The 22493-nt window shown below is 68.8% G+C and carries 21 protein-coding genes and 1 pseudogene; 9 read left to right on the top strand and 13 right to left on the bottom strand.

Annotated features, from left to right (window positions below; all coding sequences use genetic code 11):
• The first annotated feature begins 37 nt into the window (after positions 1-37).
• From carA to ACQW02_RS05575, 8 genes are all read left to right on the top strand, one after another.
• Positions 38-1420 (top strand): glutamine-hydrolyzing carbamoyl-phosphate synthase small subunit, encoded by a 1383-nt coding sequence (gene carA, locus ACQW02_RS05610; protein ID WP_431285864.1) that lies wholly within the window; start codon positions 38-40, stop codon positions 1418-1420.
• On the top strand, positions 1417-2172 hold the full coding sequence (locus tag ACQW02_RS05605) for an SDR family NAD(P)-dependent oxidoreductase (RefSeq protein ID WP_431284288.1): 756 nt from the start codon (positions 1417-1419) through the stop codon (positions 2170-2172). Before carA ends, ACQW02_RS05605 begins: the two co-directional genes overlap by 4 nt.
• Entirely contained in the window at positions 2172-2801 is a 630-nt protein-coding gene (locus ACQW02_RS05600; protein WP_431284287.1) for a LysE family translocator, read from the top strand. Before ACQW02_RS05605 ends, ACQW02_RS05600 begins: the two co-directional genes overlap by 1 nt.
• Positions 2802-3095, top strand: a complete 294-nt coding sequence (locus ACQW02_RS05595; RefSeq protein ID WP_431284286.1) for a hypothetical protein — start codon at positions 2802-2804, stop codon at positions 3093-3095.
• The gene (locus tag ACQW02_RS05590; protein ID WP_431284285.1) at positions 3095-3400 is read left to right on the top strand and encodes a hypothetical protein; all 306 of its coding nucleotides are present in this window, start codon (positions 3095-3097) and stop codon (positions 3398-3400) included. The genes ACQW02_RS05595 and ACQW02_RS05590 overlap by 1 nt, the downstream gene beginning before the upstream one ends.
• 10 nt (positions 3401-3410) lie before the next feature.
• Complete coding sequence (gene carB, locus ACQW02_RS05585) at positions 3411-6656, top strand: carbamoyl-phosphate synthase large subunit (protein WP_431284284.1); 3246 nt, start codon at positions 3411-3413, stop codon at positions 6654-6656.
• A 92-nt stretch (positions 6657-6748) separates the two neighbouring features.
• Complete coding sequence (gene greA / locus ACQW02_RS05580; protein ID WP_431284283.1) at positions 6749-7222, top strand: transcription elongation factor GreA; 474 nt, start codon at positions 6749-6751, stop codon at positions 7220-7222.
• Positions 7222-8445 (top strand): threonine ammonia-lyase, encoded by a 1224-nt coding sequence (locus ACQW02_RS05575; RefSeq protein WP_431284282.1) that lies wholly within the window; start codon positions 7222-7224, stop codon positions 8443-8445. Before greA ends, ACQW02_RS05575 begins: the two co-directional genes overlap by 1 nt.
• On the opposite strand, the gene ACQW02_RS05570 is transcribed toward ACQW02_RS05575, so the two are convergent.
• The 8 genes from ACQW02_RS05570 to ACQW02_RS05535 all read right to left on the bottom strand — a co-directional run bounded on the left by ACQW02_RS05570 (position 8424) and on the right by ACQW02_RS05535 (position 16862).
• On the bottom strand, positions 8424-9644 hold the full coding sequence (locus tag ACQW02_RS05570) for an O-antigen ligase family protein (RefSeq protein ID WP_431284281.1): 1221 nt from the start codon (positions 9642-9644) through the stop codon (positions 8424-8426). The genes ACQW02_RS05575 and ACQW02_RS05570 overlap by 22 nt on opposite strands.
• A gap of 47 nt (positions 9645-9691) precedes the next feature.
• On the bottom strand, positions 9692-10336 hold the full coding sequence (locus ACQW02_RS05565; RefSeq protein ID WP_431284280.1) for a hypothetical protein: 645 nt from the start codon (positions 10334-10336) through the stop codon (positions 9692-9694).
• Complete coding sequence (locus tag ACQW02_RS05560; protein ID WP_431284279.1) at positions 10267-11196, bottom strand: hypothetical protein; 930 nt, start codon at positions 11194-11196, stop codon at positions 10267-10269. Before ACQW02_RS05560 ends, ACQW02_RS05565 begins: the two co-directional genes overlap by 70 nt.
• A gap of 73 nt (positions 11197-11269) precedes the next feature.
• Positions 11270-12694 (bottom strand): aspartate aminotransferase family protein, encoded by a 1425-nt coding sequence (locus ACQW02_RS05555; protein ID WP_431284278.1) that lies wholly within the window; start codon positions 12692-12694, stop codon positions 11270-11272.
• A 56-nt stretch (positions 12695-12750) separates the two neighbouring features.
• Entirely contained in the window at positions 12751-13575 is an 825-nt protein-coding gene (locus tag ACQW02_RS05550) for an ABC transporter permease (RefSeq protein ID WP_431284277.1), read from the bottom strand.
• Positions 13572-14504 carry an ABC transporter permease gene (locus tag ACQW02_RS05545; protein ID WP_431284276.1) on the bottom strand — a complete coding sequence of 311 codons (933 nt, stop codon included), beginning with the start codon at positions 14502-14504 and terminating at the stop codon, positions 13572-13574. Before ACQW02_RS05545 ends, ACQW02_RS05550 begins: the two co-directional genes overlap by 4 nt.
• The gene (locus ACQW02_RS05540; RefSeq protein ID WP_431284275.1) at positions 14489-16144 is read right to left on the bottom strand and encodes a peptide ABC transporter substrate-binding protein; all 1656 of its coding nucleotides are present in this window, start codon (positions 16142-16144) and stop codon (positions 14489-14491) included. Before ACQW02_RS05540 ends, ACQW02_RS05545 begins: the two co-directional genes overlap by 16 nt.
• A 4-nt stretch (positions 16145-16148) precedes the next feature.
• Positions 16149-16862 carry an orotate phosphoribosyltransferase gene (locus ACQW02_RS05535; protein WP_431284274.1) on the bottom strand — a complete coding sequence of 238 codons (714 nt, stop codon included), beginning with the start codon at positions 16860-16862 and terminating at the stop codon, positions 16149-16151.
• A gap of 54 nt (positions 16863-16916) precedes the next feature.
• On the opposite strand from ACQW02_RS05535, the gene ACQW02_RS05530 reads away from it, so the two are divergent.
• The gene (locus tag ACQW02_RS05530; RefSeq protein ID WP_431284273.1) at positions 16917-17858 is read left to right on the top strand and encodes a mitochondrial fission ELM1 family protein; all 942 of its coding nucleotides are present in this window, start codon (positions 16917-16919) and stop codon (positions 17856-17858) included.
• Positions 17859-17871: 13 nt separating this feature from the next.
• Here ACQW02_RS05530 and ACQW02_RS05525 read toward each other — a convergent pair.
• The 5 genes and pseudogenes from ACQW02_RS05525 to ACQW02_RS05505 all read right to left on the bottom strand — a co-directional run bounded on the left by ACQW02_RS05525 (position 17872) and on the right by ACQW02_RS05505 (position 22473).
• Positions 17872-18584, bottom strand: a pseudogene (locus tag ACQW02_RS05525) (IS5 family transposase).
• Positions 18585-18677: 93 nt separating this feature from the next.
• Positions 18678-19364: a hypothetical protein gene (locus ACQW02_RS05520; protein WP_431284272.1), complete on the bottom strand. Its 687-nt coding sequence runs from the start codon at positions 19362-19364 to the stop codon at positions 18678-18680.
• 150 nt (positions 19365-19514) lie between these two features.
• Positions 19515-20765: a hydantoinase/carbamoylase family amidase gene (locus tag ACQW02_RS05515; RefSeq protein ID WP_431284271.1), complete on the bottom strand. Its 1251-nt coding sequence runs from the start codon at positions 20763-20765 to the stop codon at positions 19515-19517.
• Entirely contained in the window at positions 20762-21688 is a 927-nt protein-coding gene (locus ACQW02_RS05510) for a dihydroorotate dehydrogenase (protein ID WP_431284270.1), read from the bottom strand. Before ACQW02_RS05510 ends, ACQW02_RS05515 begins: the two co-directional genes overlap by 4 nt.
• Positions 21682-22473 (bottom strand): dihydroorotate dehydrogenase electron transfer subunit, encoded by a 792-nt coding sequence (locus ACQW02_RS05505; protein WP_431284269.1) that lies wholly within the window; start codon positions 22471-22473, stop codon positions 21682-21684. Before ACQW02_RS05505 ends, ACQW02_RS05510 begins: the two co-directional genes overlap by 7 nt.
• Positions 22474-22493: the final 20 nt, after the last annotated feature.

Genomic DNA, 22493 nt, shown 5'->3' with positions numbered 1-22493 from the left:
TTCGCTTGCCCCGGGAAAGTATTTCCCGCATTATGCGCTGATGGCCACCGTCGAAGACATCCTCACCTTGCTCGGCGGCGCCGAGGCCGCCGCAACCCGTTGCGGCGTCGGCACCGAGGCCATCCGCAAATGGCGTCAAGCCCGCGCCATTCCGCCCCGGCATTGGCCGCGGGTCCTGGCGGCGACAGGGCTGACGCTGGCCGACCTGCCCCAGACCGAGCCAACGGCCGCGCCTGAGCCCCTCCCGACCAAGGAACCCGCGATGCCCCCCTCCCCTCCCCACGGCGCCACCGCCGCCCTAGTGCTGGCAGATGGCACTGTGTTCTGGGGACGCGGCTTTGGCGCACACGCGACCACGGTCGCGGAGATCTGTTTCAATACCTCGATGACCGGGTATCAGGAGGTCCTGACCGACCCATCCTACGCGGCAGAAAGCATCTGCTTCACCTTCCCGCACATCGGCAATACCGGCTGCAACCCGGACGATATCGAAGCAGCGACGCCTGCCGCGCGTGGTCTGATCGTCAAGGCCGACCCGACGGCACCGGCGTCCTGGCGCTCCACGCTTGACCTGCGCGCCTGGCTGACGCGCCACGGCATCCCTGGCATCGCCGGCGTGGATACCAGGGCGCTGACCATCCGCATCCGCGACGGCGGCCCACCGACGGGGGTGATCCACCACCCGGCCGACGGGCGCTTCGACATTCCCGCCCTGACCGCGATGGCCGCTGATTGGCCGGGGCTGGAGGGCATGGACTTGGCGAAGGAAGTGACCTGCCGCCAAGCCTACGACTGGACCGAAAGCGCCTGGGACTGGGACACAAACGCCTATGGCGCCCAGGCCACGCCGACGTTTCGCGTGGTCGCGATGGACTACGGCGCCAAGCGCAACATCTTCCGCTGCCTGGCCGCGGCCGGTTGCGCGGTCAAGGTGCTGCCGGCCACGGCAACGGCCGAGGATATCCTGGCCCACAAGCCAGACGGCGTGTTCCTGTCGAACGGCCCGGGCGATCCGGCGGCGACCGGTGTCTATGCCGTGCCCGCGATCCAGGCCGTGCTCGCCGCAGGGGTGCCCGTATTCGGCATCTGCCTTGGCCATCAGTTGCTGGCCCGCGCGCTGGGCGCCAAGACGTTCAAGCTCGATCGCGGACACCGCGGCGCCAACCATCCGGTGCAGGATCTGGCGACCGGGCGAGTTGAGATCACCTCCCAGAACCATGGCTTTGCCGTAGACCCGGCCAGCCTGCCGGAGGGCGTGCGGGTGACCCACACCAGCCTATTCGACGGCACCAATGAAGGCATCGCCAGCGACCGCCTGCCCGCCTTCAGCGTTCAATACCACCCAGAGGCCAGCCCCGGCCCGACCGACAGTCATTATCTCTTCGGCCGCTTCATCGACATGATGGGACCCCGCGCATGAACCTGTTCGACCTCAAGGGCCGCGTCGCCGTGATCACCGGCGGCAATGGCGGCATCGGCCTGGGCATGGCGCGCGGCCTCGCGGCCTGTGGCGCGCGCGTGGTCATCGCCGCGCGGGATGAAGCCAAGAACGCGGCCGCCCTGGCCGAACTGGGCGAACACGCCATCGCCATCCATGCCGACCTGACGGCACCGGGTGCGGCGGAGCGGCTGATGGCGCATGTGCTGGACCAGGCCGGGCGGCTGGACATCCTTATCAACAATGCCGGCACCAACCGCCGCGTCCGGCCCGAACTGGTGTCCGACGCCGATTGGGCGGCGGTGCTGGACATCAACCTGACCGCGCTGATGCGCATGAGCCGTGCCGCCCATCCGGCTCTGGCCGCCAGCGGCCGCGGGCGCATCGTGAACATCGGCAGCATGCTGTCGCTGTTCGGCATGCCCTTCAGCCCCGCCTATGCCGCCAGCAAGGGCGCCGTGGTGCAGTATACCAAGGCCTGCGCCACCGCCTGGGCCACCGACAAGATCACGGTGAATGCCATCCTGCCCGGCTGGATCGACACCGAACTGACCCAGGGTGCGCGGCGCGACGTACCGACCCTGAATGACGCGGTGCTGGCGCGCACGCCGATGAAGCGCTGGGGCGACCCATCCGATTTCGCCGGCATCGCCGCCTTCCTGGTAAGCGACAGCGCGAAATTCGTCACCGGGACCTCGATCGCGGTCGATGGCGGGTTCTCGGTCCAGGGCTGATGGACACGGCCGCCCTCCTGGCCTTCGCGGCGCTGTCGGTCGGATTGGCGGCAACGCCCGGGCCGAACATGCTCTACCTGGTCAGCCGCACGCTGACGCAGGGGCGCCGGGCCGGGCTCGTGTCGTTGCTGGGCTGCCAGGCTGGCAGCGGGATCATCATGCTGGGCGCCGCCGCGGGGGTCACGGCGGCGCTGCTGGCGGTGCCTTTGGCCTATGACGCGCTACGCCTCGGGGGGGCGGCCTACCTGCTGTGGCTCGCCTGGCAATCGATCCGGCCGGGCGGCCAGCCGATCTTCGCGCCACGCCCGATGCCGGTGGAATCCGACGCACGGCTGTTCAGCGTGGGTGTCGCGACAGCGGTGCTGAACCCCAAAGTCGCGCTGTTCTACGTGGCGGTGCTGCCGCCCTTCATGAACCCTGCCCTCGGTGGCCTGTTCTGGCAGGCTCTGCTGCTCGGCAGCATCCAGATCATCATCTGCACGCTTTTCGACGCGGCACTCCTGCTGGGCGCGGGCCGCGTCGCGCGGTTCCTGGCAACGCGGCCGGCCTGGCTCTCGGCGCAACGGTGGGTCATGGGCATCGCACTGACGCTGCTGGCGGGCAAGCTGGCCCTCGACGGGAGGCGCTGAATGCTCCCCCTGGCTGCCGAGGTCCTTGTCGTGACCGCCGTACTGCTCGGCGTCTCGCTTCTGGTCCAGGCGGGGCTGCGCCAGTGGATGCCGCGCGTCGTCGCTGCCTTGCTGGCGCCGGTCGCGGCGATGCTGCTGGGCTTCGCCTATGTCGCCGTGGCGGCGCGGCTGATGCCGCCCGACAGCGACACGCTGCACCTGTTGATCCTGATGCCGCCCTTTGTGCTGGCGATCGTCGGGCCGATCATGGCCGGGCTTTTGCTGTGGACATTCTTCGCGCGGGCCCGGGTCTGATGGCGACGGTCCTTGCACTCGGCCTGATCGTCGTCATTGGCATGTTTATCGTGTCCCTGCCGGTCTATGCGGTCTTCGCCAGGCTGATGCCGCGGGTCGTTGCCGCCTTCGCCGCTCCCCTCGCGGTGATGGCTGGCGTCGTCGCCGCCCAGGTCGCGACCATCCGCTCAGATCCCGGGCAGGTCGTCGACATGTCCATTCAGATGACCCTGCTGATGGTGCTCGCTGGCATCACCGCGGGCCTCATCGCCGTCCTGTTGTTCTGGGTCCGGTCCACCGTGCCCCGGCCCAAGAAAACTCCGTAAGGCCCAACCCATGCCCAAGCGCACCGACATCAAATCCATCCTGATCATCGGCGCCGGCCCGATCGTCATCGGCCAGGCCTGCGAATTCGACTATTCCGGCGCCCAGGCCTGCAAGGCCCTGCGATCGGAGGGCTATCGCGTTATCCTGGTGAATTCCAACCCCGCCACGATCATGACCGATCCGGGGCTGGCGGATGCGACCTACATCGAACCCATCACGGTGGAGATGGTCGAGAAGATCATCGCCAAGGAACGCCCCGACGCGCTGCTGCCGACCATGGGCGGGCAGACCGCGCTGAACACCGCGCTGAAACTGGCCGAGGCTGGTATCCTGGAAAAATACGGCTGCGAGTTGATCGGCGCGAAGGCCGATGTCATCGACAAGGCCGAGGACCGGCTGAAGTTCCGCGACGCGATGTCGAAGATCGGCATCGAAAGCCCGCGCAGCGTCATCGCCCACACGATGGAAGAAGCCCGCGCGGGGCTGGAGATCGTAAAACTCCCCTGCGTCATCCGCCCGTCCTTCACCCTCGGCGGCACCGGCGGCGGCATCGCCTATAATCGCGAGGAGTTCGAGCAGATCGTCGCCTCCGGCCTCGCCGCCTCCATGACCAGCGAAGTGCTGGTCGAGGAAAGCGTGCTGGGCTGGAAGGAATTCGAGATGGAGGTGGTCCGCGACACCGCGGATAATTGCATCATCATCTGCGCCATCGAGAACCTGGACCCGATGGGCATCCATACCGGCGACAGCGTGACCGTCGCCCCGGCGCTGACCCTGACCGACAAGGAATACCAGCGGCTGCGTGATGCCTCGATCGCCTGCCTGCGGGAAATCGGCGTCGATACCGGCGGATCCAACGTGCAGTTCGGCATCAACCCGGCCGATGGCCGCGTGGTGGTGATCGAGATGAACCCGCGCGTGTCGCGCAGTTCGGCCCTGGCATCCAAGGCGACGGGTTTCCCCATCGCCAAGATCGCGGCGAAACTCGCGGTCGGCTACACGCTGGACGAACTCAAGAACGACATCACCCGCGTCACCCCGGCGTCGTTCGAACCGACCATCGACTACGTCGTCGTGAAGATCCCGCGCTTCACCTTCGAAAAGTTCCCCGGCACGCCGGCCACGCTGACCACCAGCATGAAGTCGGTCGGCGAAGCCATGGCCATCGGCCGCTGCTTCGCCGAGGCCTTCCAGAAGGGGCTGCGCTCGCTGGAAACCGGGCTCTCCGGGCTCGATGATTTCCCGGTGCCGGGCGATGGCAGCAAGGATGCGTACTTCGCGGCCCTGGCGATCCCCCGCCCCGACCGCAGCCTGGTCGTGGCCCAGGCCTTCCGCGCCGGCCTGACGGTTGCTGAGATCCACGAAGCCTGCCGCTTCGATCCCTGGTTCCTCGAACAGATCCAGGACATCGTGCGCGCCGAGGCCGGGGTCATCGCCCATGGCCTGCCCCGCGATGCGACCGACCTGCGCCGGCTGAAGGCGATGGGCTTCGCCGACCGCCGCCTGGCCACGCTGACCAACAGCACCGAAGCCGCCGTCACCACGGCGCGTGAGGCGCTGGGCGTGATGCCCGTGTTCAAGCGCATCGACACCTGCGCCGGCGAATTCGGCGCCGACACCTCCTACATGTATTCCACCTACGAAGGCGGCTTCGGCCCGCCGGTCTGCGAAAGCCGCCCGACCGACCGCCAGAAGATCATCATCCTCGGCGGTGGGCCGAACCGCATCGGCCAGGGCATCGAGTTCGACTATTGCTGCGTCCACGCCGCCTATGCGCTGAAGGAAGCAGGGTTCGAGACCATCATGGTCAACTGCAACCCCGAAACCGTCAGCACCGACTACGACACCTCCGACCGGCTGTATTTCGAACCCCTGACCGCGGAGGATGTGGTCGCCATCATCCGCCGCGAGCAGGAAAACGGCACCCTGCTCGGCTGCATCGTCCAGTATGGCGGGCAGACGCCGCTGAAGCTGAGCCAGGCGCTGCACAAGGCCGGCATCCCGATCCTCGGCACCAGCGCCGAAGCGATCGACATCGCCGAGGACCGCGAACGCTTCCAGGGCCTGTTGCAGGGCCTCGGCCTGAAGCAGCCGCAGAACGGCACCGCGCGCACACTGGAGGAAGCCGCGATCGAGGCCGAGCGCATCGGATATCCGGTCGTCGTTCGCCCCTCCTACGTGCTTGGCGGCCGCGCGATGGAGATCGCGCACAACCGTGAGCAGTTGATGCGGTTCGGCGCGGAAGCCGTAAAAGTCTCGGGCGAAAACCCGATCCTGATCGACCAGTATCTGGCCGACGCGATCGAGGTCGATGTGGATTGCATCGCCGACCGCCTGGGCAATGTCTACGTCGCCGGCGTGATGGAACACATCGAGGAAGCCGGCATCCATTCCGGCGACAGCGCCTGTTCGCTGCCGCCCTATTCGCTATCCCCCGCCATCATCACGGAACTGCGCGCCGAGACCGAGGCGATGGCCCGCGCGCTGAAGGTCGTGGGGCTGATGAACGTGCAGTATGCCGTCAAGGACGGCGAAATCTTCGTCCTGGAAGTGAACCCACGCGCCAGCCGCACCGTGCCCTTCGTGGCCAAGGCAACGGGTGTGGCGGTCGCCAAGATCGGTGCGCGCGTCATGGCCGGCGCGCTGCTGACCGAATTCCGCCTGGATGACGACGCGGTGTCGCGCCATGTCGCGGTCAAGGAAGCGGTCTTCCCCTTCAACCGCTTCCCCAATGTCGATGTCATCCTGGGGCCGGAGATGAAATCGACCGGTGAGGTCATGGGGCTGGACGCGAGTTTCGAACGCGCCTTCCTCAAGGCCCAGATGGGCGCCGGCGTCAGCCTTCCGACGACCGGCACCGCCTTTGTGTCGGTCAAGGACAGCGACAAGGGCCATGTCGCCACCATCGCCCGGCGCCTGGTGGACATGGGCTTCCATATCCTGGCCACACGCGGCACGGCGGCCAAGCTGCGGACCGCCGGTATTGCCTGCACCGTGGTCAATAAAGTCGCCGAGGGCCGGCCACATTGCGTGGACTCGATGAAGTCGGGCGACATCCAGATGGTCATCAACACCACCGGCGGCGGGCAGTCGGTCAACGACAGCTTCGACATCCGGCGCAATGCGCTGACCCATGGCATACCGCACTTCACCACCATGGCGGGGGCCCGGGCGGCGGTACACGCCGTTGCCGCCCTGCGCGCCGGCACGCTTGATGTGGCCCCGCTGCAGTCCTACTTTACACAATCGTTCTGATGGCGCGGGGCGGGGGGAGGCAACGCTTCCCCCCGTAACGTCGTTGTGTCGCACGATACATTTTATCCCTGATGGGAGAGGAAAGACCGCCTGTGCAAAAGTTTCCGATGACGCCCGAAGGCTTGGCGCGGCTTGAGGATGAATTGCGCCAGCTCAAGGTCGACGAACGCCCGGCCGTCATCCGCGCCATCGCCGAGGCGCGCGCCCATGGCGACCTGTCGGAAAACGCCGAATACCACGCCGCCCGCGAACGCCAGTCCTTCATCGAGGGTCGCATCGCCGAGTTGGAAGGCGTGGTCCCCTCGGTGGAGGTCATCGACGTGACCCGCATGTCGCCCGAACAGGTACGCTTCGGGGCCCATGTGACGATCATCGACGAGGAAAACGAAGACGAGAAAACCTATCGCATCGTCGGCCAGTATGAGGCTGACATGAAGAATGGCTCGATCTCCAACACGTCGCCGCTGGCGCGCGCGCTGATCGGCAAGTCTATCGGCGACACGGTGGAAGTGCCGGCGCCGGGCGGCGCGCGATCGGTGGAAATCACCGCCATCCGCTACGTTTGATGTTGGACGCTTTGCCCGCAGCCGCGGTGACACTGGCCGACATCCAGGCGGCGGCCGGCCGCATCGCCGGCCAGGTGTTGCGCACGCCCTGCATCGCCCCCGCCGCCATCGCCCGGGCCACCGGCGCGACGGTGGTGCTGAAACTGGACAATCTGCAGGCGACGGGTGCCTTCAAGGAACGCGGGGCGGCAAACCGCATCGCTCTGCTGACACCCGCCGAACGGGCCGCGGGCGTGATCGCCATGTCGGCCGGCAACCACGCCCAGGCCGTGGCACGGCACGCGACCCTGGCAGGCATCGCCGCGACCATCGTGATGCCGCGCTTCACCCCGGCGAACAAAGTGCTGCGGACCGAGGCCTTCGGCGCCCGCGTCGTACTGCACGGCGATACCCTGGCCGAAGCCGCCGCCCACGCACATGCCATGGCGGCCGCCGGCGGGCAGGTGTTCCTGCACCCCTATGACGACCCCGCCGTGATCGCGGGCCAGGGCACCATGGCGCTCGAAATGATCGCCGATTACCCCGGCCTCGACGCGCTGGTGATTCCCGTCGGCGGCGGCGGGCTGCTCGCCGGTTGCGCGGTCGCGGCTCGGGGCATCGCCCCCGGCCTGCCGGTGTTCGGTGTGGAGGTCGAAGGCTATCGCGCCATGGCGCAGCGCTTGGCCGGCGTGCCGGTCGAGGTCGGCGGCCCGACCATCGCCGAGGGCATCGCGGTGCGTGATGTAGGGGAAGTGCCGCTGGCGATTCTGCGGGCGCTCGGCACGGAGATCCTGATCGTGCCGGAACGCGCCGTCGAACATGCGATCGCGCTGTTGGCCGAGGGCGCGAAGGTGGTGGCGGAAGGTGCGGGCGCCTCAGGCTTGGCCGCCGTGCTAGCCTTCCCCGAACGCTTCGCCGGCAAGACCGTTGGCACGCCTGTCTGCGGCGGCAACATCGATCCGCGCATCCTGGCCAATGTGCTGCTGCGCAACCTGTTGCGCGACGGGCGCATCCTGCGGCTGCACCTCGACATCCCCGACCGCCCCGGCGTGCTGGCCGATATCGCGACCCGCGTCGCCGCCGCCGGCGGCAATGTCATCGAAGTCAGCCATCAGCGCCTGTTCGCGGCCCCGTCGGTGCAGACCGCCGAGTTGGAACTGATGATCGAGGTCCGCGACGTGGCCCAGGGCGATGCCATCGTGGCCGCGCTGGAAGCCGGGGACTACGTGGTGCGCCGGGGCTGAATCGCCCCTGCCGCCACGGCGGCCAGCGCCATCGACCCCAGCCACCACATCTGCCACGCACCGAACGACAACAGTGCGCTCACCGAGGCCGCGGCCAGCACCCCCAGCCCGGCGACACAGGCCCCCATCGCCGCCGCGACGGCGACGCCGGCGGCCAGGACCGCCCCCGGCCAGCCGAGTTCCAGCCGGACCTGAAGTGCCAAATTGTGAGGATGCAGCGGCATCATCTCCGCGGCGGGATTGGCGAACCATTCGCGGTGCTGCGGGCTGGTCAGGCCGAAACGAGTCAGGGCTTCCGCTGACGCCTGCCCCTTGCCGCCGGGCATCTGGCGTGACGATTCCAACCCCCAGCCCAACATTGGGCGTTCGGCGATACGCGCATCGGCGAAATCCCAGATCAGGAACCGATGCGCGGCCGACACCGGCAGTCGATCGGCCGGTACACCGCGTGCCAGCACGACCCCCAAGGCCACTGGTCCAGCCAGCAGCAGCAACGCCAGGAACCCGGCCATCGCCGGGCGCACCAGACGCGGAACCGCCAATGCGATAGTCAGCGACGCCACCCCCGCGACCGCCGACAGGCGGGCGGTATCGCCTGGCAGCAGCATAACCCCGCCGATTCCCGCCACCGCGACGGCGCAACGTGCCCAAAGCCGCGTCGGCACCATCACCGCCAAAGGCAATAGCAGCGCCAGGACCGAGGCCGCGGGCTTCAGCCCCGTCGCCAGATCGCGCGGCACATAACCCAGGCGAACCACCGCGCGCAGCGCATTGCCAGTGGCGGCATCGGTCAAGGCCACCACCAGTCCCACCAGTACGCCCCAGAATACCCCCCGCCCGACCATGGCGCGATGCTCGGGCGTATCGGCGGCGATGGCGCGGGCGGCGGCCCCGCCCAATAGGCCAAGGCCCGCGACACCCGCCCCCGCCTGCAACGCATAGCCCGGAAGGACCGCCCAGGCCGCCGACAGCATGCCGAACCCACCCAGCGCCAGGACCAGCCAAGCCAAGGGCGCCTTCGGCCAAGGCAGGCCGCGCCCCGCCCGCAGATGCGCCACCACCACCAACGCCAGCGTCACCAAAGCCAAGGGCGCCATCGCCTTGGACTGCAGCACGGCCACCGGGGGCGCGATCGCCAACCCAACGGCCAGCGGAAATGCAGCGCAGCGCCAGGCTGGCAAGGGGGGGCGATCGGTCATGGTCCCAGCGCGCGTATCAGTCGGCGCCCCGCGCGGCAACGTCCCTCCTAGGGGCAGACGTCGGGCTGCGACAGCCGCAGCCGGTGGCGACCCATATCGAGGTCCCGAAACGCGGGGGCGGCCAGGGTAAACCGGCCCTCGCGCAGGGCCTGGGCGTCGCCGGCGCAGAAAATGCTCAGCGTTCCGGCTTCGCGCCATGCGCCGTCGGACGAGGCTTGCAGCAGGATTGCGAACATACCGACGCGGAGCAGGATGTCCTCGGCGCCATCGGCGTCGAGGTCGATGAAAATCGCCTCGCAATGGTTGGCAGTGTCATCGCATCGGAGCGCCCGCACCGCCGATAGCGCCAGCACGTCGTGCGGCACCACGCGACCGGCGGGGAAGGCGGGGATCGCCAACGGAACGGGGTCCGGATCCCGGCGCTGGCGTTGCTGTAGCGCCGCCCCGGCGCCGTCCGCCCCGATCCCGCCACGGGCCTGCAAGCGTTCCAGGGCCTCGATACCCGCGCGGCCGGCGTCGAACCGCAGGAACTGGAAATCGAACGCCTCCGGCGTGACGCGCCCCTGGTCCAGCCGCCGGAGCTGCGCCGCAACCGACATCCGCACCGGATCGGCCAGCGGGGTCAGCAGCGCCAACAGCACCGCGACGACCACGCAGGCGGTTGTAAGGTTGGTCGCCTCCAGCGGCGCCATCCAACGCCCCGGCCGCAAGGCGGCAAACGCATAGCCGGCGTCGCCGCATCCGGCGCCCCATCCTGGTAGGTCGCGTTGACCAGCAGCACCAGGACCGGAACGACGCACAGCAGCGCCCCTGCGCCATGGCCCGTCTGCCAAAGCGGCGCGAGGCCGGTAAAGGGCAGCGCCGCCAGGAACCCCAGAACGATCAGCGCCAGCAGCGGCGAAAGCCAGGCGAGCAAGGTCAACAGGATGACACGGATGCCACGCGCCAGCCCCGCACGCGCATCGGCTAGATGCACCCCGGCCGCGAAGACGGTCGGCGTGGCCGGGACGAAAAATTCCGGCTCGGCCAGGATGCGCCATGGCAGGCCGATGCCAATCGCCGCGAACAGCGTGGCCCCCAGCCAGAGCAGCAACCAGAAGGCGCCAAGGAAGGCGAGCGCCAGCGCCAACAACAGCCCGTTGCGCCAGGCGATCTCGAAATACAGCCCATAGGCCGCGATCGGACCACCCTGCCGATCGGCTGCGGTCACCAGGGCCTGTGCGATGAACAGCAGCGCCGCAGTACCCGCGAAGAACGGCACCGGGTTGCCACCGACCGCGTTCAGCGCGCCATGGACCGCGATGCCGGTCAGCACCACGGCGATGACCAGGACCCACACCGCCAGGGATCGCCCCCGCATATGACCGAGCGCGACCAGCACGCAGGGCGGCAGCATAGCCACGAGCATGCCAAACACGGCCATCACGACCGGCGATGCCGGATGCTCATCGGCCCCGAGCAGGCGCGACAGCATGAACAGCGCGATCCCCTGCGCCAGGCCGACGCCGACCCGGGCCACGGCGGTGCGCCAACCGCCGCCGTCCGTCATCATGTTATGTGCGCCGCCCATCGGGTCGGACCGTTACTGGGCGGCGCTCACTTCCGTCTTAACAGCCGCGTCTGCGTCAGACGGCGGCCAGGCTCTCCCGCCGCAATTCAACAGCCAACTCATCCACGGCATTGCCGAAGCGGGTGAGCATCACATCCACCTCCTCCTCGGTGATGACCAGCGGTGGGCTGATCGCCATACTGTCGCCCGGCGTCATGCGCAGGATCACGCCGTGCTTTTCGCCCAGCTTGACGCAGCGCGCGCCGATCTTGCGCGCGGGATCGAAGTTCGCCTTCGCGGCGCGGTCGGGCGAAAATTCGATGGCGCCGACCATGCCCACGCCGCGAACCTCGCCGACCAGCGGATGATCGCCGAACCGGCGGAACAGTTCGGCCTGCAGATGCGCACCGACACGCTGCACATGCCCGACCATGTCCATCTCGTCGTAGATCTTCAGCGTCTCGACCGCGACCGCCGCGGCGACCGGGTGGCCCGAATAGGTGAAGCCGTGACCCCAGGTGCCGACGGTCTGCGACCCATCCGCCAGGCCCTGGTAGACCCGGTCGCTGACCAGCACCGCGGAAATCGGCAGGAAGGCTGATGACAAGGCCTTGGCGCAGACCAGGATGTCCGGCCGGATATCGTAGGTCTGGCAGCCCCAGTAGTTGCCGGTACGACCGAAGCCGCAGATCACTTCGTCGGCGACCAGCAGGACGTCATACTTGTGCAGGACCGCCTGGATCTTCGCCCAATAGGTGCGCGGCGGGACAATCACACCGCCCGCGCCCATCACCGGTTCCGCGAACATCGCCGCGACGGTGTCCGGACCCTCGCGCAGGATCATCGCCTCCAGATCATCGGCGCAGCGGCTGGCAAAAGCTTCCTCCGTCTCACCCTCCTGCCCGCCGTGGTAGAAATGCGGCGTGGTGGTGTGGAAGATGCCGGCGATCGGCAGGTCGAACAGCTTGTGGTTGTTCGGCAGCCCGGTCAGCGACGCCGCTGCGATGGTGACGCCATGGTAGCCCTTGATCCGGCTGATGATCTTCTTCTTCTGCGGGCGCCCGATAGCGTTGTTGAAGTACCAGATCATCTTCAGCGCGCTGTCGTTCGCCTCGGAGCCGGAATTGGCGAAGAACACCTTGCTCATCCGCTCGCCGCCATTCGCCAGCGGCGCGCGTTCGATCAGCATCTCCGACAGGTCGATCATCGGCAGATGCGAACGGCCGGTGAAGGAATGGTAGAATGGCAGTTCCTTCATCTGCTTCGTCGCGGCGGCGACCAGGCGATCGTTCGAAAAGCCCAGCGACGCGCACCACAGCCCAGCGACGGTGTCGATGTAATCGCGCCCCTGGTCGTCGAACACGCGCACCCCTTCGCCGCGCGCGATGATCAGCGGGCCGCCAGCCTCATGGGCGCGGTGGTCGGTGTAGGAATGCAGCGCATAGGCGACGTCGCGGGCGGCCGGGGAATTGGTGCGCAGCGGCGCGGCGGGGGGTGTCATGGCGGCTATCCTCAGTCTGATGGCGGCGAGACCCTAAACCCCTGCGCGCCCCGCGGCTACCGCCCGCGCAGCCCATCTGCGACCAAACCCGCCCCCGCGACGGCGGCCACGATGCAGGCACCGGGCCAGACCGCCTGCCAGGGGGCTTCCAGCACCATCTCCTGTGCATTGGCCAGCATATTGCCCCAGGACGACAGCGGCGGCCGGATGCCAAGGCCAAGGAAAGAGAGCGTACTTTCCGCCAGGATCGCGCCCGCGACGGTCAGCGCCGTCGCAACCGCGACCGGGGAGGCCAGCGCCGGCAGTACATGCCGCACAAGCACCCGCGCCTCGGACGCACCCAGCGCGCGTGCCGCCCGGACGTATGGCAGCGCCAAGGTACCCAGCGCCGCCGCCCGCGCCAGGCGCGCGACGCCCATCCAGCCGAACAGCGCCAGCACCGCGACAATGCGGATGATGTCGCCGCCCGCAAGGTCCGGCGCCAGCCCGATGCCGGACAAGTCAGCGCCGGCCAGCACCACCAGCAACGGCAGCGCGGGCAGCGCCAGCAGCCCATCGGCCAGCCGCATCAGTGCCGCATCGACGGCCCCACCCCGCCACGCCGCCAGCAACCCGACCAGCGCGCCGAGCGCGGCCGCGACCAGCGCCGTCGCCAGCCCCACAGCCGGCGACACCCGCGCCCCGCGCAGCAGGCGCAACAACACGTCGCGCCCGAGTTCATCGGTTCCGAGCGGATGCGTGCCCGACGCCGGCGCGTAGCGGGCGAACAGGTCGGGCTGGTACGGATCGTGGCCCAACAGATGCTCCGCGACCGGCGCGGCCAGCGCCAGCAACGCCAGCCCGCCCAACAACCCGAGTCCTGCACCAAGCCGCGCGTTCACCCGTCGATCCTGGGGTCGATCGCCCGTTGCGCCGCATCCGCCGCCGCCGTCGCCAGCATGGTCGCCAAGGCAACCAGCAGCACGGCGGCCAGCGCCAACGGATGGTCGTTGCCCATGACGGCTTCGTATAGCAGGCGGCCCATGCCGGGACGGGCAAAGACGGTTTCGGTGACCAGCGCGCCGCCCATCAGCGCGCCGACATCCAGCGCCGCGACCTGCAGGATCGGCACAGCGGCGTTGGGCAGGGCATGGGTCCAGGCAATCCGTGCCTCACCAGCTCCACGGGCGCGGGCGGTGACGATCCAGGGCGCCGATAACACGCCCACCATCGCGGCGGTGGTGTGGCGCGCGTAGGCAGCCAGGTTGGCGATGGCCAGGGTGGCGACGGGCAGCACCAGAAATCGCCAGGCGGCCTGACCCTGGTCGGGCACGCCGCCCGCCGGCAGCCAGCCAAGCCCCAGGGCGAAGCCGATGATCAGCAGGATGCCGAGCCAGAAGGCCGGGACCGCCTGGGCCAGGACGGACAGCGCCTCGACGGCCGGCCCGGAGCGCGGGCGCAGCGCCGCCAGCATGCCAAGGGCGACGCCGCCGCCAACCGCGATCAGCAACGCGATGCCGACCAGCACCAGCGTGCCACCGAGGGCCGGCCCCAGCACGGCGGCGACCGGCCGGGCATACAGCCGCGAATGCCCGAAATCGCCCGCCGCTGCGCGCAAAAACCAGTCCCACCAGCGCGCAATGATAGGCCGGTCCAGCCCATGCAGGGCACGCAGCCTTTCGGCATCCAACGCGGTCATTCGGGGATCGGCTGCAATTGCGAGATCGATTGGATCGCCCGGCATCAGGCCGATGGCCACATAGGCCGCGAAGGACAGCACCACCAACGCAACAGAAATCTGGCCGGCACGCCGGATCAGCGCACCCGCCACTGTTCCACCCACAGCGACGACGGCGCCAGATGCCCCGTCGGCCGCACGCCATCCAGCCACACCGGCCACAGATGCGCATCCGCCCGGTGCCAGAGGGGCAGCACCGGGGTCTGCTCCGCCAGGATCGCCTGCAACCGCGCCCAGAGCGGCAAGCGTTCGGTGGAGTCCTGCGTGATGGGAAGGCGTTCCAACAACGCATCCATCTCGGCGTCACGGAAGCCCGGGTAGTTCTGTCCGGACCAGTTGCGCGTGGCGCGGGGGATCTCGTCGGAATGGAACGTGCTGCGCGGCACGTTCTCGGGCGCCGAGATCCAGGCGTAGAGCGCGAGTCCGGTGAAACGGCGGCGGGACATCGTCTCGCCAAAGAACACGCGGGGGGGTTCGTTGCGGATGCGGACCTCGATGCCCGCGCTGCGCCACTGGCCTTGCAGCACCTGCTGCACCTGCTCACGCCCACGATTGCCGGCGGTGGTCATGAATTCGAAGGACAGGCGTTCGCCGGCCGCGTTGCGACGGACGCCATCCGGCCCGCGCGTGACGAATCCGGCAGCGTCAAGCAGGCGGGCGGCCTCGGCCGGGTCGAAGGGGGCAGGCGCCCGGGTGGAATCATAGCCGGGGTCGCGCGGATGGATCGGCCCGTTCGCGACCGGCTGGCGGTCCTCATACAACCGTTGCGCGATGGTCGCGCGGTCCGAGGCCAGCAGCAACGCCCGCCGCACCCGCACATCCGCCAGCAGCGGATTGTCCAGGTTGAGGTCGATATGCTCGTAGATCAGCCCCGGCTGCACATGCAGCCGCAAGCGCCCCGCCGCGCGCCGGGCCAGCGCGATCCCCTGGTCGAGCGGCAACCCCAGCTCGCCCGCGATCATGTCCACCTGGCCGGTCATCGCCTGGGCCTCTAGGCTTGGCGTGCTCTCGATGGTGCGGATCAGGATGCGGTCGAAGGCCGGGCGGGTGCCCAGCCAGGCGTCGTTGCGCGCCAGGGCCACCGAACTGCCGGGCGTGGTCGCCGTCACGCGATACGGCCCCGACCACAGCCCCGGGTTGGTGCTTTCAGTGTCATAGGCGGTGCGGCTGCGATAAGCGGCGCGATCGGCCTCCCACCGCGGGCGTTCGATCCGCGCGGGCAGCGGCTGGAAATCGCCCATGGAGGCAAAATCGAAGGTCACGCGGTCGAAGCGCAGCGTGATGGTGCGGTCATCGACCACGATCAGTTCATAGGCGCTGCGATAGAACTCGGCGCCACCAAAGCCGGTTTCGAACGCGCGCCCGGCGTCCCAGGCAAAGCGCAGATCCTCCGACGACACCGGGGTCCCATCGCCCCAACGCGCATCGGCGTGCAGTCGCATGGTCAGCCGCAGCCCGTCCTTGCCATCGGGCGTCGTCTCCCGCACCGCCAGCCCGTTATCCAGCGACGGCAGGGTTTCGCAGAGCATGCAGGCCAGGCGCCAGTCTGCGTCGTAGGTGGTCAGCGGCCGGCGAGCGAAACCCAGAACATAGGATTTCGCCGCCATCTGCTCGATATTGGGGTGCAGCGTCGCCGGATACTGGGTGATGCCGATGGTCAGTTGCGGGCGTGTTTGCGCGACGGCCGGCAGGGCCGCGATCAGTGCGACACCGAGAACCCGGCCGCGCGCCAAAAAATTACTCCTCGCCCTTGGCTTCGCCCACCCCGCCGATGCCGCCATGCGCGCGCGACCAGGACACCGGGTCCTCCAGGAACTTGCGCACTTCCTTCAGCGCCGATTCCTCGAAATACGGACGCTCGCGGCAGACCTCCAACACATCCCACCAAGTGCACAGGTGATGCAGCGTCAGGTTCATTTCCTTCATCGTTTCGAAGGCGCCCGGAAACACGCCGTAGAAGAACACGACGAAGGTATGGTCGCAGATCGCCCCGGCATCGCGCAGCGCATTGGCGAAGCGGATCTTCGACCCACCGTCGGTGGTCAGGTCCTCCACCAGCAGGGTGCGCTTGCCCTCGGGCACATCGCCCTCGATCTGCGCGTTGCGGCCAAAGCCCTTGGGCTTTTTCCGCACATAGGCCATCGGCGCCATCATCCGGTCGGAGATCCAGGCGGCGAAGGGAATCCCCGCCGTCTCGCCGCCAACCACGGCCTCGATGGTTTCGTAGCCGATGTGCCGGCCGATCTTCTCCACCGCCAGCTCGCAGATGCGGGCGCGGGCGCGGGGGAAATAGATGATGCGGCGACAATCGATATAGACGGGCGATTTCCAGCCGGAGGTGAACGTGTAGGGTTCCTCCGGGCGAAAGTTCACCGCCTTGATTTCAAGCAGGATGCGGGCCGTCGTCAGCGCGGCATCGCGATCCCAGTCGGAGGCGTGGGTCAGGGCCATGGCGGGTGGGGTTCTCCTCTGGCATCCAGTTAGCCATTGGGCGGCGTGGCGTAAATGACGCAGGACGCGGAAGCGGTCTGGGTCCTGGCCGATCCGCGTGCCGGGACGGCGGCCCAGGCGCTGGGCCTGGCCGAACGGCTGGGCCGCCCGTTCCGCGTCCTGCCGCTGGAATGGGGCCCGCTGGCGGCCTTGCCGATGCCCTGGCCGAGCCTGGCCGGATTGACCCCGGCGGCGCGGGCCCTGATGGTGCCGCCCTGGCCAAGGCTGGTCATTTCCGCCGGGCGGCGCTCGGCGCCGGTCGCCCTTTGGCTTGGGGCGCGCGGGGCGAAGACCGTGCATGCGATGCGCCCGGGCTTCGGCGCCCGGTCGCTGGACCTGATGGTGGTGGGCCAGCACGACGCCGTGCAGCCGGCCGAAAATGTGTTCCCGATCCTGGGCGCGATGCACCGGATGTCGCCGGACCGCCTGGCCACCGCGCGACAGGATTGGGCGGTGCTGGGCGACCTGCCCGGCCCACGCATCGGGCTGCTGTTGGGCGGGCCGGTGCGCGGCGTCGGCATGGCGCCGGGGGCAGCGGCCGCCCTGGCCACGCAGGCCGTGGCGATGGGCGGCAGCGTGCTGGCCAGCACGAGCCGGCGCACCGGCGATGCGGCGGCCCGGGCCGTCGCCGACAGCCTGGCGCCCCATCCGCATCGGCTCTTCGCCTGGGGCGATCCTGGCGCGAATCCCTACGCCGGAATCCTGGCCTGGGCCGATGCCATCATCGTCAGCGGCGATTCGGTGTCGATGATCAGCGAGGCACTGGCGACCAGCGCCGCCATCTTCATTGCGCCGACAGGCGATGCGCCGCGGCATGCCCGGCTGGCCGAAAGCCTTTTCGCCGCAGGCCAGGCGCGGCCTCTGGTGACGGGGTCGCCGGCGGTGCCGCGGCAACCACTGGACGAAACCGGCCGGGTCGCGGCGGAACTGACGCGGCGCAGCATGGTGCCGGCCTAAGGTCTGTGGGGATTCATCTGGAGTTGATGACGGCTGCGGCGAGATAGATCATGGCTGAGAAGCTATGGTCTGTTTTGTCGGCGCGCATGGCGATGCGTTTGAACTCCTTGAGCTTGCAGAAGAAGTTCTCGATGAGGTGCCGCCATTTGTAGAGAGCGCGATCAAGCGGCAGCGGTTTGGTGCGTCGGGAATGCTGCGAGATGACGATGCTGGCGCCGCGGGCGTTGAGGTCGGCGATGATGGTGTTGCTGTCGAAGGCCTTGTCGGCGATGAGACCGCCGAAATCGACGCCATCGAGCAGCGGCTCAACGCCGGCAGTATCGAACCGATGCCCTGGCAGCAGTTCAAAGCGCACCAGATTGCCGAGCGCATCGGTCAGCGCGAGAATTTTGGTCGTCATACCGCCCTTGGAGCGGCCTATGGCCTGGCTTTGAGTCCCCCTTTTGCGCCCTGCCCGTGGCGGTGGACCTTGACGATCGTGGCATCGATCATCGCGTATTCCATATCCGGCTCATCCGAACAGGCTTCGAAAAGTCTCACGAACACGTCCGCCTTGCGCCAGTCGCTGTAGCGCCGGAACGCCGTGCTCCAATTGCCGAACATCGCCGGCAGATCACGCCACGGGCTGCCCGTCCGCGCGATCCACAGCACCGCCTCCACGAAAAGCCGATTGTCGCTCCCGCTCCGTCCCGGATCGGTCGGCTTCCCAAGACAATGCGGTTCCATCTTCGCCCATTGGGCGTCCGTCAGCACATAGCGGTCCATCCACAGCGTGAATCACATCCGACGCCGCAAGGGAATCCTAAATCCCCACAGACCTTAAACCGGCGCCGCAGCCGCCTTGGTGAACTTCCCTTGCCCGTCATAGGGCCAGTAGAGTCCCCATTGTGCGTAGTAGGCGGCGCAGGCTGCCATGCCCTCGATATAGGTCGCCTCCCCTTCGCGGATCGCGGCGAAACGGCCGTCGCGGCTGACGCCGGGGTGCGGGTGATTTACCGCCGGGGTGAAGTCGTCCTGCGCGCCGTGCTGCAATGGGCTGATCAGCCCGGCGTTCAGCCGACGAACCGTCTCCAGCGCCTCACGCGGCCAATGCCCGCGATCGCGCCCTGGAACGGTCGAGGAACAGAAGATCTTCCGATAGCCGCCGCCCCCCGCCGCGACCCACAGGCTCATCATGTCGTAGTCCGACACGAAGATGTTGCCGCCCTCGGGGTGGATGCCGATGCCGGACAGGCCGCTCTTGACCGTATTGCCTTGGGAATCGTGCCCATCGGCCCAGCGCTTGGGGCGAAAGACGCCGTGAAACGCGACCGCACCCTTCTTCGGGCAGCGCAGGATGATGCAGAGCCCATGCGCCCGGGTGGTCGCGCGCAATGCCGCAACATCCTCCGGCGCCATGTCCGTGCTTTGGGCGAAATTGATGTCGGCCGCCGAGACGCCGGCAGCCGCCGCCCCCCGCAGCCGGTTGGCGACCATGATGTCGGCGATCGAAGCCCTCAGTGCCATGTGTGCCCCCAATTGCCGGGGCAGTTTGGGCCGGCGGGGCGGGGCTTGCCAGCATGTGGCGGTCAGGCCGCGAAAATGTGAGCGGCGGACACCGCGCCGGCAGGGTCAACGCGCCCCGCTTGGTGAACCGGCCCACCACCGCGACAGTGGTCAGCCCCGCTCCACCACCAGCACTGCCCGCCACATCGCCTCGATCCCGGCCATCAGGTCGGGGATCTCCATCGCTTCAGCCGGGTTGTGGCTGCCATTGGCGTTGCGGACGAAGGCCATTGCCGCGGGAACGCCCCGCCGGGCGAATTCGGCGGCGTCGTGGCCAGCGCCGCTGGGCATCGAATGGGGTTTGGGCAGCGCATCGGCGATGGCCGCGGCCCGCGTCGCATCCAGCACCACGGGGGCGGCCCGCACGGCGCGGCCAAGGTCAAAGGCCACCCCCCTCCGGGTGCCGATTTCGCGGCAGCGCGCATCCAGAAAACGTTCCACGTCAGCCAATGTCGTGGGGCTGGCGCTGCGGATGTCGAGGGCGAAACCAACCTCGCCGGGAATGCGCGTGGCCGTGGCTTCATCGGCCTCGGTCGCCAGCACGCCGGCGGTGACGACCAGATCTGCGCCTTCCTGTTCCTGTCGTGCCCAGACGTCGTCCAGATCCATCAGCAGGGCCGCGACGGCCATGGCTGGATCGTGCCGCAGATGGCGGGGAACCACGCCGGAATGCCCGGCCTGGCCGATGCAGCGCGCGGCCGGCAGGCGCAAATGCCCGCGTACGGCGCCGACAGCGGCGGCGGGCAGGTCTCGGTGGATCAGCACCGGACCCTGTTCGATATGCAATTCCCAGAAAGCCGAGACCCGAAGGATTTCCGGCAGCGGCACGCCCGCCCCGGCCTGTGCCGGGTCGCCACCCACCGCGGCGATGCAATCGGCCAGTGTGGCGCCGCCCCCGCGCCGGGGCGTCGCCAGCTCAGTCGCGTCCAGCGCGCCAAAAGCCGCGCGGGTGCCGACATAGGGGGCGCCGAACCAGGGGCTTTCTTCCCCCCGCAGCGCCACCGCGCGAAATGGGAGCCCGGCACGGGCGGCGCGGATCGCCAGGATCAGCCCGGCGACGGCACCGGCCGCGCCGTCGAAATTGCCGCCGCGCGGCACGCTGTCCAGGTGCGATCCAGCCGCCGGCGCCGGCACATCGCCCAAACCGGGCGGCGCCAACCACAGATTACCGACCGCATCAGCGTGCGCAGCCAGGCCGTGCAATGCGCCGGCCTCGGCCAGGATGGCGTGGCAAGCGCTTTCGGCAGCCCCCCAGGCGGGGCGGGTGAAGCCACCCGCGGGATCAAGGCCAGCCGAGGCGAAGGCATCGAGCAAGCGCGCGGCCAAAGCGGCTTCGTCGGTGCGGGGCGGGATGGCGTTCATTCGGCGGCCATGGGGCGGGCGCTGGGCAGGGCGCGTCCGGTCAGGTCGGCCGCGCGCAGAACACCACGCCGGGCGCAGAAATCGGTGATGCCTTCGGTCACGCGCAGCATCGCGCCTGGTTGGACAAAGGTCGCGGTGCCGACCTGCACGGCGGCGGCACCCGCCAGCATGAATTCCACCGCATCCGTCCCCGTCGTTATCCCACCGCAGCCGATCACCGGAATGCGGACAGCCTGGGCGCATTGCCAGACCAGCCGCAGCGCGACTGGCTTGAACCCAGGTCCGGAATAACCACCCATCCCAGCACCAAGCGCGGGGGCCATGGTGTCGAGGTCGATCGCCAGCCCCAGGATTGTATTGGCGACGACCAACGCATCGGCGCCAGCAGCCTCGCAGGCACGCGCGACGGCAGCGATATCCCCGGTATTGGGCGACAGTTTCGCCCAGACCGGCAGGCCGGTCGCGGCACGGATCGCGGCGATGGCGACGGCGGCCGGCCCGGGTTCGGCGGCGAAGGCGCGCCCATCCGCCTCCAGGTTCGGGCAGGAGATATTGGCCTCGATCGCCGCGACCCCCGGCACGCTCAATGCCCGCGCGGCCTCGCCGAAGGCAGTGGCCGAGGGTGCCGACAGGCTGACGACCAGGGGGGCGGTGAACCGCCGCCAAACGGGCAGGTCCTTGGCCAGCCAGGCGGGAATGCCCTTGCCCGGAATGCCGATGCTGTTCAGCAATCCCTGGCCGGTTTCGGTCACGCGCGGGGTCGGGTTGCCGCGGCGTGGCTCCGGCGTCACCGATTTGGTGACCAGCGCGCCCAACAGGTTCAGGTCGAACACATCGGCCAGCTCAGGCCCGAACGTGCCCGAGGCCGGCATCACCGGGTTCGCCAGGCGCAACCCACCAATCTGGACGGAGAGGTCTACCATGCCTCGATCGCCTGCAAGTCGAACACCGGCCCCTCGCGGCACACCCGCAAGTCGCGCGGACCGTCAGCGGTTACGATGCGACGCACGCAGGAAAAGCACAGGCCCAGGGCACAACCCATCCGCTGTTCGATCGCAGCCTCACCCGGAATTTCTTCTCGCCCGGCAATCGCCTGAAGCAGCCGCAGCAGGCGGTCGGACCCACAGGTGAAGACCGCGTCGGGCCGGCGGGCGGCGATGTCGCCCTGAAGCAACGCGCCCACCGCATCGGGGGCGCTGGAGCCGTCGCTGTCGAATACGGCGTGGACATCCATCGACAGGTCGCCGGTGAAGGCCGCCTGCATGAGGTCGGCCGGTTCGCGGGCCGAAAGCACCGCGGTCACCGCGATACCCTGGGCCGCCGCCCGCAGCGCCAACAACGACAGCGTCGCCAGCCCGACGCCGCGGGCGAGGATCAGGATGCGGCGCCAACCGGGATCGAGCGTGAAGCCCCGCCCGACCGGGCCCATCGCATCGAGTGCCTGCCCGGGCCGCAAGGCAGCCAGCGCCGCGGTCCCCTCCCCCGCCACGCGGAACAGGAAGCCCAGCGGTTCGCCCGGACCGGCGCGCCACACGCTCATCGGCCGGCGCAGATACACGCCCGGGCACAGCAGGTGACAGAACTGGCCGGGTCGCACCGAGGCAGACAGGGAGGGGGCGTCGATCAGCAGGCGGTGATAGCGCCCGCCGACCGGGTCGCTCGCCAAAACCTCGCCGATATGCGCGACGACGGGGAACAGGCCGTCCATGCAAAGCCTTTGGCCGTGAG

This window comes from Humitalea sp. 24SJ18S-53 (genome assembly GCF_050632385.1).
In the GTDB taxonomy this organism is placed as follows: domain Bacteria; phylum Pseudomonadota; class Alphaproteobacteria; order Acetobacterales; family Acetobacteraceae; genus Humitalea.
This window is presented reverse-complemented; position numbering and strand designations above follow the sequence as displayed.

Bases quoted from the DNA above. Each gene is read 5' to 3' on its own strand.
- ACQW02_RS05530 (WP_431284273.1), top strand. From the start codon at position 16,917: ATGACGCAGGACGCGGAAGCGGTCTGGGTCCTGGCCGATCCGCGTGCC.
- ACQW02_RS05605 (WP_431284288.1), top strand. From the start codon at position 1,417: ATGAACCTGTTCGACCTCAAGGGCCGCGTCGCCGTGATCACCGGCGGC.
- ACQW02_RS05590 (WP_431284285.1), top strand. From the start codon at position 3,095: ATGGCGACGGTCCTTGCACTCGGCCTGATCGTCGTCATTGGCATGTTT.
- ACQW02_RS05520 (WP_431284272.1), bottom strand. From the start codon at position 19,364: ATGGCACTGAGGGCTTCGATCGCCGACATCATGGTCGCCAACCGGCTG.
- ACQW02_RS05570 (WP_431284281.1), bottom strand. From the start codon at position 9,644: ATGACCGATCGCCCCCCCTTGCCAGCCTGGCGCTGCGCTGCATTTCCG.
- ACQW02_RS05535 (WP_431284274.1), bottom strand. From the start codon at position 16,862: ATGGCCCTGACCCACGCCTCCGACTGGGATCGCGATGCCGCGCTGACG.
- ACQW02_RS05595 (WP_431284286.1), top strand. From the start codon at position 2,802: ATGCTCCCCCTGGCTGCCGAGGTCCTTGTCGTGACCGCCGTACTGCTC.
- ACQW02_RS05510 (WP_431284270.1), bottom strand. From the start codon at position 21,688: ATGGTAGACCTCTCCGTCCAGATTGGTGGGTTGCGCCTGGCGAACCCG.
- ACQW02_RS05575 (WP_431284282.1), top strand. From the start codon at position 7,222: ATGTTGGACGCTTTGCCCGCAGCCGCGGTGACACTGGCCGACATCCAG.
- ACQW02_RS05505 (WP_431284269.1), bottom strand. From the start codon at position 22,473: ATGGACGGCCTGTTCCCCGTCGTCGCGCATATCGGCGAGGTTTTGGCG.
- ACQW02_RS05600 (WP_431284287.1), top strand. From the start codon at position 2,172: ATGGACACGGCCGCCCTCCTGGCCTTCGCGGCGCTGTCGGTCGGATTG.
- ACQW02_RS05560 (WP_431284279.1), bottom strand. From the start codon at position 11,196: ATGATGACGGACGGCGGCGGTTGGCGCACCGCCGTGGCCCGGGTCGGC.
- ACQW02_RS05565 (WP_431284280.1), bottom strand. From the start codon at position 10,336: ATGGCGCCGCTGGAGGCGACCAACCTTACAACCGCCTGCGTGGTCGTC.
- carB (WP_431284284.1), top strand. From the start codon at position 3,411: ATGCCCAAGCGCACCGACATCAAATCCATCCTGATCATCGGCGCCGGC.
- ACQW02_RS05555 (WP_431284278.1), bottom strand. From the start codon at position 12,694: ATGACACCCCCCGCCGCGCCGCTGCGCACCAATTCCCCGGCCGCCCGC.
- ACQW02_RS05515 (WP_431284271.1), bottom strand. From the start codon at position 20,765: ATGAACGCCATCCCGCCCCGCACCGACGAAGCCGCTTTGGCCGCGCGC.